The sequence below is a fragment of the Parasphingorhabdus sp. genome (genome assembly GCF_048267785.1).
In the GTDB taxonomy this organism is placed as follows: Bacteria; Pseudomonadota; Alphaproteobacteria; order Sphingomonadales; family Sphingomonadaceae; genus Parasphingorhabdus.
Window position 1 is genome coordinate 261,789 of record NZ_JBLWWU010000001.1, and the last position, 15,063, is coordinate 276,851.

The 15,063-nt window shown below is 55.6% G+C and carries 16 protein-coding genes; 4 read left to right on the forward strand and 12 right to left on the reverse strand.

Features of this window, described 5'->3' with window-relative positions; all coding sequences use genetic code 11:
• Window positions 1–13 precede the first annotated feature (13 nt).
• A complete protein-coding gene (locus ACN0VD_RS01230; RefSeq protein ID WP_417590751.1) occupies window positions 14–1,141 on the reverse strand; it encodes a site-specific DNA-methyltransferase in 1,128 nt (375 codons plus the stop codon).
• Window positions 1,142–1,472: 331 nt separating this feature from the next.
• Between ACN0VD_RS01230 and ACN0VD_RS01235 the strand changes: the two genes are divergently transcribed.
• The gene (locus ACN0VD_RS01235; protein WP_417590753.1) at window positions 1,473–2,504 is read left to right on the forward strand and encodes an acyl-CoA desaturase; all 1,032 of its coding nucleotides are present in this window, start codon (window positions 1,473–1,475) and stop codon (window positions 2,502–2,504) included.
• Here the strand turns inward: ACN0VD_RS01235 and ACN0VD_RS01240 are convergent.
• The 5 genes from ACN0VD_RS01240 to glmM are packed head-to-tail and all read right to left on the reverse strand — an operon-like array spanning window position 2,501 to window position 5,577.
• A complete protein-coding gene (locus ACN0VD_RS01240; RefSeq protein ID WP_417590755.1) occupies window positions 2,501–3,058 on the reverse strand; it encodes a ribonuclease HII in 558 nt (185 codons plus the stop codon). The genes ACN0VD_RS01235 and ACN0VD_RS01240 overlap by 4 nt on opposite strands.
• Window positions 3,055–3,864 (reverse strand): bifunctional hydroxymethylpyrimidine kinase/phosphomethylpyrimidine kinase, encoded by an 810-nt coding sequence (thiD, locus tag ACN0VD_RS01245; protein WP_417590757.1) that lies wholly within the window; start codon window positions 3,862–3,864, stop codon window positions 3,055–3,057. Before thiD ends, ACN0VD_RS01240 begins: the two co-directional genes overlap by 4 nt.
• On the reverse strand, window positions 3,825–4,016 hold the full coding sequence (locus tag ACN0VD_RS01250) for a hypothetical protein (RefSeq protein WP_417590759.1): 192 nt from the start codon (window positions 4,014–4,016) through the stop codon (window positions 3,825–3,827). The genes thiD and ACN0VD_RS01250 overlap by 40 nt, the downstream gene beginning before the upstream one ends.
• Window positions 4,010–4,237 (reverse strand): DUF1272 domain-containing protein, encoded by a 228-nt coding sequence (locus ACN0VD_RS01255; protein ID WP_417590761.1) that lies wholly within the window; start codon window positions 4,235–4,237, stop codon window positions 4,010–4,012. The genes ACN0VD_RS01250 and ACN0VD_RS01255 overlap by 7 nt, the downstream gene beginning before the upstream one ends.
• Window positions 4,237–5,577 carry a phosphoglucosamine mutase gene (gene glmM / locus ACN0VD_RS01260; protein WP_417590763.1) on the reverse strand — a complete coding sequence of 447 codons (1,341 nt, stop codon included), beginning with the start codon at window positions 5,575–5,577 and terminating at the stop codon, window positions 4,237–4,239. Before glmM ends, ACN0VD_RS01255 begins: the two co-directional genes overlap by 1 nt.
• 173 nt (window positions 5,578–5,750) lie before the next feature.
• Here glmM and ACN0VD_RS01265 point away from each other — a divergent pair, with 173 nt between their 5' ends.
• The gene (locus ACN0VD_RS01265) at window positions 5,751–6,971 is read left to right on the forward strand and encodes a dicarboxylate/amino acid:cation symporter (protein ID WP_417590765.1); all 1,221 of its coding nucleotides are present in this window, start codon (window positions 5,751–5,753) and stop codon (window positions 6,969–6,971) included.
• Window positions 6,968–7,960 carry an aldo/keto reductase gene (locus tag ACN0VD_RS01270; RefSeq protein ID WP_417590767.1) on the forward strand — a complete coding sequence of 331 codons (993 nt, stop codon included), beginning with the start codon at window positions 6,968–6,970 and terminating at the stop codon, window positions 7,958–7,960. Before ACN0VD_RS01265 ends, ACN0VD_RS01270 begins: the two co-directional genes overlap by 4 nt.
• A gap of 3 nt (window positions 7,961–7,963) precedes the next feature.
• Here ACN0VD_RS01270 and ACN0VD_RS01275 read toward each other — a convergent pair whose 3' ends face one another.
• From ACN0VD_RS01275 to ACN0VD_RS01285, 3 genes are read right to left on the reverse strand one after another with little or no spacing between them, the layout of a single operon-like run.
• Window positions 7,964–9,259: an amidohydrolase family protein gene (locus ACN0VD_RS01275; protein WP_417590769.1), complete on the reverse strand. Its 1,296-nt coding sequence runs from the start codon at window positions 9,257–9,259 to the stop codon at window positions 7,964–7,966.
• A complete protein-coding gene (locus ACN0VD_RS01280) occupies window positions 9,256–10,656 on the reverse strand; it encodes an amidohydrolase (RefSeq protein WP_417590771.1) in 1,401 nt (466 codons plus the stop codon). Before ACN0VD_RS01280 ends, ACN0VD_RS01275 begins: the two co-directional genes overlap by 4 nt.
• 16 nt (window positions 10,657–10,672) lie before the next feature.
• A complete protein-coding gene (locus tag ACN0VD_RS01285) occupies window positions 10,673–12,268 on the reverse strand; it encodes a peptide MFS transporter (RefSeq protein ID WP_417590773.1) in 1,596 nt (531 codons plus the stop codon).
• A gap of 160 nt (window positions 12,269–12,428) precedes the next feature.
• On the opposite strand from ACN0VD_RS01285, the gene ACN0VD_RS01290 reads away from it, so the two are divergent.
• Window positions 12,429–13,028: a nitroreductase gene (locus tag ACN0VD_RS01290; protein ID WP_417590775.1), complete on the forward strand. Its 600-nt coding sequence runs from the start codon at window positions 12,429–12,431 to the stop codon at window positions 13,026–13,028.
• A gap of 282 nt (window positions 13,029–13,310) precedes the next feature.
• Here ACN0VD_RS01290 and ACN0VD_RS01295 read toward each other — a convergent pair whose 3' ends face one another.
• Genes ACN0VD_RS01295 through ACN0VD_RS01305 form a run of 3 tightly spaced genes read right to left on the reverse strand, consistent with a single transcriptional unit; the run spans window position 13,311 to window position 15,062 of the window.
• Complete coding sequence (locus tag ACN0VD_RS01295; RefSeq protein ID WP_417590777.1) at window positions 13,311–14,669, reverse strand: hypothetical protein; 1,359 nt, start codon at window positions 14,667–14,669, stop codon at window positions 13,311–13,313.
• Window positions 14,653–14,763, reverse strand: a complete 111-nt coding sequence (locus tag ACN0VD_RS01300; protein WP_417591079.1) for a GpE family phage tail protein — start codon at window positions 14,761–14,763, stop codon at window positions 14,653–14,655. Before ACN0VD_RS01300 ends, ACN0VD_RS01295 begins: the two co-directional genes overlap by 17 nt.
• 14 nt (window positions 14,764–14,777) lie before the next feature.
• On the reverse strand, window positions 14,778–15,062 hold the full coding sequence (locus ACN0VD_RS01305) for a phage tail assembly protein (protein ID WP_417590779.1): 285 nt from the start codon (window positions 15,060–15,062) through the stop codon (window positions 14,778–14,780).
• Window position 15,063: the final 1 nt, after the last annotated feature.

The window sequence follows — 15,063 nt, forward strand, 5'->3', positions numbered from 1 at the left end:
GCCTTCCCCCTTATCAGGGTTCGGTGGCGAGCAAATAGGTCTGCCGCAGATTGTCGATCGGTTTCAGGTCCTTGCCATCCTTGTAATACCAGTAGGTCCAGCCATTGCAGCTCGGCGCATCCTGCACGGTGGCTCCGATTTTGTGGATCGAGCCTTCCTGTCCATCCCACACCACCGAACCATCGGCCCGCACTTTGACTTTATACTTGCGGTTCTTGCTGCACAATTCGTCACCGGGCTTCAGATAGCCGGTTTCGACCAGCGTTCCAAAGGCAACCCGTGGCTTGGATTTGGGCGACTGCATGGTCTTGAGCGCGCTTTCATCGAGCGGCAATGCTTCGGCAATCCGCTGTTCCGCAACTTCGCAATAGCTGTCCTCTTTCTCGCACCCGATCCATTCGCGACCCAAACGCTTTGCGACCGCTCCGGTGGTACCGGTGCCGAAGAAAGGATCGAGCACGACATCGCCGGGATTGGTCGTCGCCAGCATGATCCGGTAGAGCAATGCTTCCGGCTTTTGCGTCGGATGCGCCTTGCTGCCGTTGCGTTTCAGCCGTTCCTGACCGCCGCAAATCGGCATGACCCAGTCGCTGCGCATCTGCAATTCGTCGTTGAGATTTTTCATCGCCCGATAGTTGAACGTATATTTCGCCTTCTCCGACTTCGATGCCCAGATCAGGGTCTCATGCGCATTGGTGAAGCGCGTTCCCTTGAAATTCGGCATCGGATTGGCCTTGCGCCAGATGATGTCGTTGAGGATCCAGTAGCCGAGATCCTGCAGCGAAGCGCCAACCCGGAAAATATTGTGATAGCTACCGATAACCCAGAGCGAACCATCGGGCTTGAGAATGCGGCGCGCTTCGGCCAGCCAGGCGCGAGTGAACGCGTCATAAGCCGCAAAATTGTCAAAATGGTCCCAGGCATCATCCACAGCATCCACCTGTCCACCTTCGGGACGGTATAAATCACCGCCAAGCTGCAGATTATACGGTGGATCGGCAAAGACCATGTCGACTGACGCATCGGGTAGTGACGCCATCGCTTCGATGCAATCCATCTTCAATATCTGCCCCAATGGCAGTTCGACCGCTTTTTTGGCGGTGCGTGTTTTGGGCGCCTGAATGCGCTCGATAATCCCCATGAAACTCTATTCCTTTTTCCAACGGCATTAACGGTGAGTCCGAAATGGCCGGCGGTCAAGGCCGTTAATATAGGTTAAAGGCGTATCGTAATGGTTAACGCGACTCGGCGTAAAAGAACGAAACGAGTCCGTCACCAGATATGGAGTCAATGGCGGAGAGCCAGACTCAATCCCTAGTGGTGTGGCGAAAAAGACTCGTTTGGAAAATTTATTTGTTCAAAATCGGGAAATTATCGAAATTCAAATTTGGTTCACAAAAAGCCGCATTCGGACTATATGCTTAATCAGTAGTAAAGATCCAAAGCGCAACAGTCCGGGGGTCGGTGAACAGATGGCACGTAATTTTCGCGATAAATATCAGCAGGAAAACGGCATTTCCCAGCAGAGTGATGAACCCCGTCCCCATCCCGGCGTGATCGTCAACGGCGAGGCCGGACGCGAAAAACGCCGGGAATATGCGATTGTTTTCGGATCAAAGATTTTTGGTTCGATCGCGGCCGTCTGGTGGATGTTCACCTATGATACCGGCTGGGTCGAATGGTCGGCCTTCATTGCCGGATATATCATATTGATGCTCGGCATCGTGCTCGGTTTCCACCGCTATTATTCGCACAAGGCGTTCGAAACATCGGTACCGATGCAATATATACTCGGAGTGATGGCGCAAATGTCTGTCCAGTCCTCGGTATTGCGCTGGGCCACCGACCACCGACGTCACCACGCCCATACCGATGAAATCGGCGATGTGCACAGCCCCTGGGTCGATGGTCGGGGTCGTCCGACCAGCAGGCTGAAAGGCATGTTCCACTCGCATTTCGGCTGGTTCATGGACGATTGCGTCACCGACACCAGCATCTATGGCAAGGGGCTGGCCGACAATGATGTCGTGCTCTGGCTGCACAAGACCCGCTGGTATTGGCTGGTCTTCTCGCTGATTATCTTTCCCGGTATCTGGGGCCTTGTCTTCGGCGGCTGGGACCATGTCATCGGCACGATCCTGATCGGCGGCTATTTCCGGACATTCATTGTCCTCCAGATCACGCTGGGCATTTCCAGCTATGCCCATGTTGTCGGGTCACAGCGTCATACCAAAGGCGTGGGCACGTCAAAGAACAGCTTCATCTTCTCGCTGCTGACCTTTGGCGAAGGCTGGCACAACAACCATCACAAGCACCCGCGTGCCAGCTTTCAGGGCATGGCCTGGTGGGAAATCGACATAGCCGGCTATCTCCTGCTGTTGCTGGAGAAGATGGGACTGGTCTGGAATGTCACCCGCCAGCCCAAATATATCAAAAGCGAAAGCGGCGAATGGGTTCTCGCAGAGCGCAAGATCGCGCAAAAACCTGCGAAAGCCGAAGCCTAGAGCAATTCCATCTGCGACACCGGAGCAAAGCTTCTCCGGTGCAGTGGCGTCGGACCATATTGCCTGAGCGCCGTGAGATGTTCTGCCGTGCCATAGCCCTTGTTCCGCTCCCAGCCATATTGCGGATATTGTTCGGCGGCGGCGATCATCAACCGGTCGCGAAATTCCTTGGCGAGAATGGACGCGGCCGAAATGCAGGGATGCAGCGCGTCCCCGCCAATCACCGCTTCGGCTGAATAAGACCATTTCGGCAAGCGGTTACCATCGACGAGAACGTGACGGGGCACGACATCCAGACCTTCTACCGCTCTGGTCATCGCCAGCATGGTCGCCTGCAATATGTTGATATCATCAATCTCGACCTCGGAACATTGCGCTACCGAAATGCGACCACATTCCAGGATTTCCAGTTCCAGCCGGGCACGTTTTTTGGCCGTCAGTTTCTTGCTGTCATCCAGCCCGGCTATGCCATGATCATCGGGGAGGATAACCGCAGCGGCGACGACCGGACCAGCGAGCGGCCCCCTGCCCACTTCATCAACCCCGGCGATCATCGATCATCATCCCGGAAGTCGGTAACAAATTGATGGCCGAGCGGGCCACTGCCGTGGCCGAGCCCCGGTGCTTCCAATATCGCTATGCGAGTGAAGGAAATGGCCTGTTCGAAGGCTGCCGTCAGATCCAGTCCGCCGCCCAGTCCGCAAGCCAGTGCGCTGGCAAAGGTACAGCCGGTGCCATGGGTCTCGCTGGTATCGAGCCTCTTGCCCTCGACCCGTCTGATCAGGCCGGTCGGCGAATATAATTCATCGACAACGACATCCCCCTCGCCATGGCCACCCTTGATGACAAGATGACAGCCATGTCCCAGAACCTCGTCCTTGCCCCCCAGTGCAGCCAGTTCGGGCAAATTGGGCGTGACGACAGAGGCAATGTCCATCAATTCGCCAAAAGCGGCGATCGTGTCGACATCGGCCAATGTACTGCCACTGGTCGCGACCATCACCGGATCGAATACGACCGCTATGCTGAGCTTGTCGAGATATTGCGCCACCGCCCGCGCCGCTTCGGCGCTGCCGATCATGCCGATCTTGACCGCGTCGACGCCGATGTCGCTGACCACCGATTCAATCTGCTCCAATATCATCGCGGTGGGTATTTGATGAACCCCCTGAACCCCCAGCGTATTCTGCGCGGTAATAGCAGTGATCGCCGTCATCGCGTGGCCGCCCAGCATGGTGATCGTCTTGATATCTGCCTGTATGCCCGCGCCGCCGCCGCTGTCGGAACCGGCGATCGACAATATCCGTGGACATTTTCCGGTCACAGGAACAGCGGCCCGACCTGCACGATCAGGAACCATTCGAGCGCCCCCGCAAGCAGGAGGATCGGAATCCAGAAGCGTCGGAAGAAGCCGCGCGCGAAAAAGAACAGGACCAGCGTGAACAGGACCGGCAAGGTCAGCCCCATCGCGACAATCGTCCGGGCATCCATCGCATCGAGAAAGCTCAACATGTAAATTTCCGTTCGGTAGAAGCAGGATATTTTGCCGGCAGTGCTGCGGAACGCGTCGGCCGGGGTTTCAACACGCCACTGCAATTGGGGCATATATTGTCGAATTTGTCGCTGTTGCAGCTTTCACAAAAAGTGCATTCAAAACTGCAGATCAGCGCGCCCGCCTGTTCGGCTGGTAAATCCTTGCCACAGCTTTCACAATCGGGACGCATCTCGAGCATCAGCCAGCCACTTGCTCGACAACGGCGCAAATCCGGTCGACGACAGCGTTGACCTGAACTTCGTCATCACCCTCTGCCATCACTCTTATCAGCGGTTCGGTTCCCGATTTGCGGATCAGAAGACGACCGGAACCGTCCAGTTCCTTTTCCGCTTCAGCGATCACAGCCTTGACCTTTTCGCTTTCGAGCGGCTGGCCGCCACTATATCGCACATTCTTGAGCAATTGCGGAACCGGATCGAACTGGTGCAGCAGTTCGCTGGCCGGTTTGCCGCTCTCGACCAGCTGCCCCAACACCTGCAAGGCGGCGACCGTACCATCGCCGGTGGTGCCGTGGTCCAGCAGGATCATATGCCCAGATTGCTCACCGCCAACATTATAACCGCCCTTTTTCATCTCTTCGAGGACATAGCGATCACCGACATTCGCCCGCAGCAGATCAAGATTCTGGGATTTCAGAAACCGTTCCAGTCCGAGATTGGACATAACCGTGGCGACTATCCCGTTCCCGCGCAGCAGACCATCCCGATTCCAGCTCGATCCGATCAAGGCCATCAACTGATCGCCATCAACAACCTGCCCTTTTTCATCGACAACGATCAGCCGGTCGGCATCTCCGTCCAGTGCAACGCCGATATCGGCGCCCGAAGCGACGACCGTTTCCTGCAAAGTCGCAAGATCGGTCGAGCCACATCTGTCATTTATATTCAATCCATTGGGACTGATCCCCAGCGACACCACCTCGGCACCCAATTCCCAGAACGCTGAGGGCGCGACCTGATAGGCGGCACCATTGGCGCAATCACAGACGATCTTCAGCCCATCGAGACGGATATGGTCGGGCAATGACATTTTGACGGCGTGGATATAACGGCCGCGCGCGTCTTCAAATCTCTTTGCACGGCCAATATCAGCCGCGGGGGCCAATATGGTCTCTTCCTCAAGATAGGCCTCGATTTTCAATTCGTCTTCATCCGACAGCTTGAACCCGTCGGGGCCAAATAATTTTATACCATTGTCCTGATAAGGGTTATGACTGGCCGATATCATCACCCCGAGATCGGCGCGCATCGACCTTGTAAGCAAGGCAACTGCAGGGGTCGGCATAGGTCCAACCTGCACGACATCCATGCCGACACTGGTAAAACCGGCAACCAGCGCATTTTCCATCATATAGCCCGAAAGCCTGGTGTCCTTGCCGATCACAACGCGATGTTTGTGGTCTCCGCGCAGGAAATGCCGTCCGGCGGCTTGCCCGACTTTCATCGCGATTTCAGCCGTCATCGGGTGCTTGTTGGTCAGGCCGCGAATGCCATCGGTACCGAAAAATTTCTTGGTCATATCAAACTTAATTCCAAAATGGTCAGGCCCTGTTCGGCACGTCTCTAGCCCATCAAACCGCCGGAAACCAAGCAGGAATGAACTGAATTCCGAAATTTACCGATAATCATCGCTTGCCAGATGCTGGCCGCCATGGTTGATGATGGGTTGGAACATGCCTGGGGACTGAGATATTGAAAAAAGCATTGATCATATTGCTTGCTCTGGTTCTCGGCATATTGGCCGGATTATTTGTCGGCACCAGGAACGCGCTGCTCGTCGAAGCGGCTGATGTGATCGGCAATATGTGGCTCAACGCCTTGCGCATGACCGTCATTCCGCTGGTTTTCACCCTGCTGATCGTCGGCATCGGCAAGGCAGCGTCCATGGCCCGCGCCGGGCGGATGACCGCTCGCGCCATATTGTTCATGATTTTCATCCTCTGGTGCTCTTCGGCCATGGCCGCCCTGGTGACGCCCGCCTTGCTCGAACTCTTCCCGCTTGACGGAGACGCTGCGGCAGCATTGCGGTCTGCGCTGGGAAGCGCAGCGCCACCGGGTGAGGTGCCTCCGTTCAGCGAATTCCTCCGCGCGCTCATTCCGACCAATGCCATTGCCTCTGCCGCAGAAGACGCCGTGCTGCCGTTGATGGTTTTCGCCCTGGCATTTGCCTTTGCAATCACCCGCCTGCCCGAGGGGCAAAGAGTGATGCTCGACCAGTTTTTCAATGCTGTTGCCGATGCCCTGCTGATCCTGATCCAGTGGGTATTGGCGCTGGCACCGCTGGGCGTTTTTGCTCTCGCGCTTGGCGTCGGCGCCAACGCAGGACTGGCGGCCTTTGGCGCCTTGCTCCACTATGTCCTGATCGTCAGCAGCATCGGCGCGCTGGTCTGGCTGTTCAGCTATGTGCTTACCTATATCGGCGGCAAGCGCGGCCCCGTTGCATTTTTCAAAGCATCGGCAAGGGCTCAGGCCGTCGCGATCTCCACGCAAAGCTCGCTCGCTTCTCTGCCAGCGATGGTCAACGGCGTCAAAGCCATGGGTGTCGGTGACCGCTCGGCCGATGTTGTCCTGCCGATCGCGGTCGCCCTGTTCCGCGCGACTGGCCCCTGCATGAACCTCGCGGTTGCCGTTTACGTGGCCCATCTGATGGGTATTGAACTGTCGGTCGGCGCTTTGGCAATCGGAGTGGTCGTGGCAGCGATTACCACCATGGGAGCGGTCAGCCTGCCCGGCTCGATCAGCTTCATCACGTCGATCGCGCCGATTTGCATCGCCATGGGCGTTCCGATCGAACCGCTGGTGCTGCTTTTGGCAATAGAGACTTTTCCTGATATCATGCGGACGGTTGCCAATGTCAGCATGAATATGGCCGTGACGGCGACAATCGCCAGAAGCGAAGGAGATATGGCATGAAATATCGCAAACTCGGTGCCGAACTGGAAGTTTCTGCACTGGGCCTTGGCTGTATGCCGATGGCCGGGATTGGCAAAGGCATGTATGGTGAAGCCAGCATGGCCGAAAGCCTCGCGACGATTGACCGGGCGATCGAACTGGGCGTGACCTTTTTCGATACGGCCGAAGTCTATGGCCCGCTCATCAACGAAGAATTGCTGGGACAGGCGATCCGCGGACGTCGCGAGCGACTGGTCATCGCGACCAAATTCGGATTTGCTTTCAAGGACGGACAAGTGACCGGCGTCGATTCCAGCCCGGCCAATGTGCGCCGGGCCTGCGAGGGATCCTTGCTCCGGCTGGGTATCGATACCATCGATCTGTTCTACCAGCACCGCGTCGATCCCAATGTCCCGATCGAGGATACGGTCGGCGCGATGGCTGAACTGGTGACAGAAGGCAAGGTCCGCTATCTCGGCCTTTCGGAAGCCGGAGCCGGAACGTTGAAAAAGGCGCACGCAACCCATCCGATTGCCGCCTTGCAGTCCGAATATTCCCTGTGGGAGCGCGGTATCGAGGAGGATATCCTGCCGGTCTGTCAGGACCTCGGCATCGGCTTTGTTCCCTACAGCCCGCTCGGCCGGGGCTTTCTGACCGGCCAGATCAGCAGCAGGGACGATCTGCCGGAAGATGATTATCGCCGCAATGACCCGCGCTATTCGGAAGAGAATTTCGCTCTGAACATGAAACTGGTCGACGTGGTAAAAATCGTAGCCGAACGGCATCACTGCTCGCCGGCACAAATCGCCCTCGCCTGGCTCATGGCCCAGGGCGACTTTATCGTGCCTATTCCCGGTTCGAAACGACGGGCCACTCTGGAAGACAGCATGGCCGCCGTCGACATCGAACTGAACGAAGCAGATCTCGACGAGCTGGAGGCAGCCGCGCCCGTTGGCGGCACCGCCGGACTCCGCTACGGCGACCGGATGATGTCGATGGTGCGCCTCTAGCGACTAGCGATCATAAGCCTTTGGCAACGCGCCGGGCGCCGGATCACGGTATCGATCCCTGAGCCGCATCTGCCGATTGCTCAGCGACTGGTCGACGCCGTCGATAATCACCGTCTCGACCTGTGTCGAAAGCTCCAGCGGATCCGCCGTCCAGATCACGACGTCCGCCTGACGACCGGCCTTCAGCGAACCCAGTTGCCCGCCCATGCCCATGATCTCGGCAGGCACAGAACTGATCGCGGCAAAAGCCTCATCCCAGGTCAGACCGGAAGCGCGCGGGACCTTGTTAAGAGCGACAAGATTGCCGGCATATTGCACCGAATAGCGCAACTGATGCGCGTCACGGTCATTGATCATACCAATCGCGACCTTGACGCCCGCATCTTTCATCCTGCCAATATTCGACTGGGTGGCAGACAGGTCTTCAAATCCATAAGGCAAGTCACTCAATGCCGAGGCCAGCACGGGTACCCTTGCTGCTGCAATATGATTGGCAACCCGCCAGCCTTCATTGGCACCGACCAGGACCAGTTTCAGCGCCGGAAAATCCTTGCGCAGGTCGAGAACCTTCAAAATATCATTGGCGCTTTCGACGTGAACGAGCAGCTTGGTGCTGCCGTTGATCACCGGCAACAACGCCTTTGCATCGGACGCCTTGAGCAGATCGCTGTCAAAGGCAGCGGGGTTGCGCGCATAGGTGCGCGCTTCATTGAGCAGCGCCCGAAAATGGATATGGGAAGCAGAACGACTGCCCCCTGCCCGGCTGTGGCCGGTTTCTCCCAGTTCGACAAACTGGAAAGCGCGCGCCTTGGTGATCGGATTTTCATCCTGTCCGAGATCGACGACAGCGCCATAGCCACCGAAAATGGAACGGGAAGTGCTCGGGGAGACAACCGCCCGCGTGACCCCTGCCGCGCGATTTACCGCCACCGGCGATGCAAAGGGATTGACCGCATATTGAACATCGAGGGCCGCCGAGAAAGGCGAACCGCTGGCGTTCATGTCATTGGTCTGGGTAACCGCGCCGACCTCGACGAGACCGATCCGGCTGAACCCGGCAAAAATACCCGGGGTGACCCATTTACCAGTCGCGTCTATCCGCTGCGCATTAAATGGAATTGGGATATTGGCGCCGGCGGCGACGACGCGATCATTATTGATCACTACTGTCCCGCCTTCAATGGGCGCACTGCCATCACCGATCACGACCTTGCCACCGGTAATCGCAATGGGCTGCGCAGCAAGAGGTGCCGTGATCAGGGCTGCAGCGGAGGCAAGCAATTGGGCAAAGCGCTTCATTTCACGTCTCCTTCACCGGGCTGGCCGAGTTCGAAATCACTGACCGGTCGACGGCTTGGATCACCGCTGTCGAACAGCAATGCCCCATCGATCCAGACTTTTTCGGGCCGCGAATACACGCTGAGCGGGTTGCCGTTCCACAGCACGAGATCAGCCATCTTGCCGGATTTCAGGCTGCCGGTCATAGCATCTATGCCCATCGCTTTCGCCGGATTGAGCGTGATCCAGCGAATCGCTTCGGCGTCGCTGATTTCGATTCCCATTGCACGGCCATCGGCAAGCGCCTTGGCTGCTTCCTGATTGAGCCGCTGGATCTGGTTTTCATCATCGCTATGGATAATCACACAGGCACCGGCCTTTTGCAGCAGCGCCGCATTTTCCGGAATCGCATCATAGGCTTCCATCTTGAAGCCCCACCAGTCGGCCCAGATAGCCGAGCAGATCTCTTCCTTGGCCAGTATATCCGCAATTTTATACGCTTCGACCGCATGGTGAAATGCGGTGACCTTATAGCCGAATTCCTTCGACATATCGATGATCTGGTTCAGTTCATCGGCGCGGTAACAGTGGTTATGCACGAGAATTTCGCCATCGAGAACACCCGCCAGCGTTTCCTTGCCGAGATCGCGCTTTGGTGGCTTGGCGTCCTTCATCTTGCTGCGATATTCCTCCGCATCGATCCAGGTTTGCCGATTGAGCGCCAGACTGCCCATGCGGGTCGATGGCATGCGGTTACGGCCGCCATAGACGCGCTTCGGATTCTCGCCGCAGGCCATTTTCATACCATAAGGCGCGCCCGGGAATTTCATCGCCTGCACGGTTCGGGCGGGAACATTTTTCAGGGTGACCGAACGGCCACCGAAGAGATTGGCCGAACCAGGTAGGATTTGCAGCGCGGTAATGCCACCATTGGCCATTGCTCGCGAGAAGCCGGGGTCCTGCGGCCATACGCTATGTTCTGCCCAGACTTCTGCTGTCACCGGAGAGGTCGCTTCATTGCCATCGCTGTGCGCGGACACGCTCGGGGTCGGATAATCACCGAGATGGCTGTGCACATCAATAATACCCGGCGTGATATATTTGCCGGATCCGTCAACAATGGTGGCGTCGGCCGGGATAGCGGTATCGCTGCCACCGACAGAGATGATTTTCCCGCTCGCCATGAAGACCGTGCCATTGTCGATCCGTCCGCCTTCACCGTCGAAGATAGTCACACCCGTGACCGCAGTCGGAACGGACGGATAGGCTTTATAAGTGGACGGAAAAGCGGTTCTCGACGACTTGCTCGATTTGACCGGTGCAGCGGCGCTAGCGGATTTCGTATCCGCTGCAGTGGCCGCACATCCGGCCATAAGTGATCCGCCGGCCAACAGTGCCAGCAAAGCCCGAAATTTCATAACTTGCCCCCTTATATCACGGCTTGATTGTTGGATGAACACCAGCAGCCTGCGGCTCGCCCACTTCCCGCTGGCCTTCCAGATCATCGCCAACATTGTCGTCCTTCAGCGTGTCAAGATGCATAAGATTTCTGATCAGTGGCGAAATGACAAGAACGCCGATGCCGACAGCAATCGCCACCCAACCGACGGTGGAATAGACATCCAGCACCACCTGCTTGCCGGCTTCCTCGCCGACACCCTCAGCGCCAGTGGCCGAAGCGATAAGTCCTGCAGCAAAATTGCCCGTTGCCGATGCGAAGAACCATGTTCCCATGATCAGGCTCGCCATATGCGCGGGGGCCAGACGATTCATCGCCGACAAACCGACTGGCGACAGGCAAAGTTCACCAGTTGTGTGCAGCAGGTAGATCAGGAAAATGAAGATCACAGGCGTCGCATTTTCAAGTCCCGCAGACTGGGCGCCCCAGACCAGAACAAGAAAGCCGAGGCCAACCTGGACAACACCAAGACCAAATTTAAACGGTGCGGATGGTTCGATCCCCTTGCGCCCCATCACAGTCCAAAGCGTGGCAAATACGGGCGCCAGCAGGATGATGTAAATTGCGTTTATCGACTGGAAGGTCGAGGCCGGAACACCCGCCCGGTCGACATGCCGGTCGGTGAACAAGTTCAGCGAGGAACCAGCCTGCTCGAACAGAGCCCAGAATATGATCGAAGTCAGGATCAGGAACATCGCCGCAAAGATGCGATCCCGTTCATCAGATGCCAATTTCGTAACGGCGGTGACCAGCACATAGAGAACGAGTGCCCCGCCAAAAAGGCCGAGCACATAGCCGACCATGTCCTGAAATTGAATGGCCAGCCAGCAAATTCCGACCAATAGCAGACCGATGATATACATCCACCATTCTACCTTTAGCCCGCCAACAGGCTTTTTCAAAAGTTCCGGATCCTTGGCTTCGCCGCGACCGAGCAACAGCGGTTTTCCCCAGATGAAGACGACCAGACCGAGCAGCATGCCGATGCCGGCCAGGCCGAAACCATATGCCCAACCATAGGTTTCACCAATATAGCCGCAGAGCAGCGACCCCAAAGCGGCGCCAAGATTGATGCCCATGTAGAAGATAGTATAGGCGCCATCGCGTCGTACATCGGTACGGGGATAGAGCTGCCCGACGATGACCGAGATATTGGCTTTCAAAAAGCCTGAACCGACGATGATTAGTGCGAGCGCCAACCAGAATATACTGATGATCGGATTGTCGACATGGCCGACCCCGGCATCGCCTTCGAACGCCATGAAAAAATGGCCCAATGTAAGCAGCACCGCTCCGAACAGCACGGCCTTTCGCTGCCCGAGATATTTGTCAGCCAGATAACCGCCGACGACGGGGGTAATATAGACGAGCGCCGTGTAGGCACCGTAAATAATGCCGGATTCGCTATCGGAAAAGAGCCAGTGCTTGGTTAGATAGAAAATAAGCAGCGCGCGCATGCCGTAATAGGAAAAACGCTCCCACATTTCGGCAAAGAACAGAACAAAAAGACCTTTGGGGTGACCGAGGAATGTTCCTCTCGCATCACCCGATTCTGCATAACCACCCGACATAAATTAACTCCCCGATATATTGGTCTGGGCCGTCCTGGACGCCCCTGTTGCATCGCACCCTAATGGAAAAAGTGCGCAAGTGAAGCAGATTGTTACAAGCGAGACCGGATTATCGCGAAATCTGCTTGCATTCGGTCGCGTGAATTCCAAAGTGACGAACATGAGCGAAAACCCATTTAACGATCTGAGCAGCCCTGCGGCCTATCTGTCCTCCCGCCGTTCCGGTCGACCGCGCGACATGATCGAACCCGGGCCCAGCAAGGCGCAGATTGAAGAGATTGTCACCCTTGCCCTGCGCACGCCGGACCATGGCAAGCTAGCCCCATGGCGCGTGATCGCGGTTGGCGATGATCAGCGTAGCCGTCTCGCGAAGGGCATTCACGATGCCTATCTGAAAGAACGACCGGAAGCAGGTCGGTTGGAACTTGAATCGCTGGAGTCCATGGCCTGCCTCGCACCAGCCCTGCTTGTTGTGATATATTCTCCGGTCAAATCGACCAAGATTCCCCTCTGGGAACAGGAACTGAGTTGCGGCGCCTTTGTGATGAACCTTCTTCACGCCACCCATGCCATGGGTTTTGTCGGTGGCTGGATTACCGGCTGGCCTGCCTTCAACGATGACGTGCGCGATCTGTTTGGCGCTGCTCCGGAAAAAATTGCAGGCTTCCTCTATCTCGGGACATCCAGCACAGAATTGACCGAACGCCCCAGACCGGAACTCAAAAACATATTGTCGTCTTGGACAGCACCTCCGGAGTGAGCATTTGTTTCCGTTAGATATGACCTTACATTCTGACATTACCATTAGACTTTGTCGCCGGGATATCGTGACATAAGCCGGGATAACGTGGGATGAAACCCACTTATGCGCTGGGCTGTACACTGGATTTTAATTCAATTCTTCAAAAGATGATCGGCGGACAGCCTATGAAGAAACCGTCCACCGATCAATCCGGCACTATGCCCAATTTTGACAAAACACATAGTGCCTCAATAGGCCCGTGTCACCGGACCTTTCGACAAACCGAAGCGAAAGAAAAAGCTAACTCGCAAGCGAAAGAGATTTCCCCGATGTAACAGCTAAACTTACATCATTGTTAGTTCCTCTCACTCGCCTGACCCTGGCTTTCGTGCCGCGATCTGTTCGAATATCGACTTCAATTTTCCCTCCGACCTTCGTTTGCGCACCGATCCCGGAAAGATACTTCGAGTTGCTATTGACTGCTGGTGCAAATTTGCGTGCCGTTGGTGCCGCTCTTTTAGAATTCATAAATCCGGAATCGCGAGCTGCATCACCAACCGATTTACTCAAAGATTGACCGGAAAAAAGATTTCCCAAAACGCGGAAACTAAAGGTGCCGCCATTAAGCACTTTACGCATCCAACCAGGCAACATGTTCCATATTGCCGAAACGCTATCGGAAAAGACCCTCTTAGCGTTTTCCCACATACCTTTTAGATGCTCGAGAATTGCGTCAAGGCCCGACTTAACCTTTGCCCCGAACGACTTCCACAAGCCGCCAAACCAAGCGCTTATTTTGCTCCAATTACTGTAAACCAGATACGCACCTGCAGCGACGGCAGCGATCACTGCTACGACCACCCATATTGGCGCACCTGCAATTGATACCACGCCCAAAGCAGTGGCGAGGCCATAGAGGCCAAAACTAATTTTACCGATCACAGACACTACAGCGATATCGATTACGGTTCCAAAATCGACCTTGCTCATAATTGCGGCGACCGCTGCCAATCCACTGGCGATTTTCAAAAGCTGCGAACCTACCTCATCCCACTTTATTCCGGCAATCCACTCGCCCACAGAAACGAGGCTATCACCAATCTGCTTCGCCCATTCATCCAGTTTGCCACTGGTCTTCAGCTTGTCGATCCATTTTGTGAATTGCTCGAGCTTGGCAATGACGAAATCAAAGACGCCGGATTGTCCAATAGTGAGAAGAAATCCGGACCACTGACTGGATAGCTTGGAAGTCAGACTTTTGAATTTTCTTCCAAATCCTTTGTCCAGATCTACACCCGCCGTAATGATTGATTTGACCAAGCCAGTAAACAAAACAGGAATCGCAGTCACTGCCGCCAAACCAACCATGAGCCCAGCTCCGATGACCTTTCCGGCGAACTTCCCAACTCGCTCGGCTTGCTTGATTAATCGGCCTTGATCTATTTTGCCCCTAACTATGAATGTGGAAGGGCGCTTTGCCAAAACTTTCAGCAAACGAATTGACCGGTTCGATTTGTTGACACTTTTTGTTAAATTTGTCATTTTTCCGGTGGTGCTATCTGAAACTTTACCCAAACCAGAAACAGCACCAGCCGCTTTCTTTGTCGGGCCGCTCATTTGGTCGATTGCTTTCAATACTAGACTAAGTTTGAGCGTCATTCCCAATTCTTCTCGCTTGTTCGTGCCAATAGTTGATATCGGCTGCCGTCATTTTCCAAAGCTGAGTTGGCGGAAAATGGAAAACTGCGGCAATATCGCCGACCTGATCTAGCCAGTTAGCTTTCCAGGAACCATAAAACCCTCGATAATCTCTCCAATCCCAGCAAGGTCGGCAGCGTGCATTTCGTCCACAAAAACTCGGTCAAGGTTGGTCAGCCGTTCGACCATTTCCATCGACATAGCTATATCCCCATGGACGTTGTTTAGCGCTCGCATATCTTTGCCGCGTGGTTCGCGAATTGAGACTTTATCAATGCTCTCCTCACGTTCGCCTTGTTGATTTTTGAAGGTGACAGTCACAGGGTGCAGCAGGACGTACTCGGTGTCGGCCATC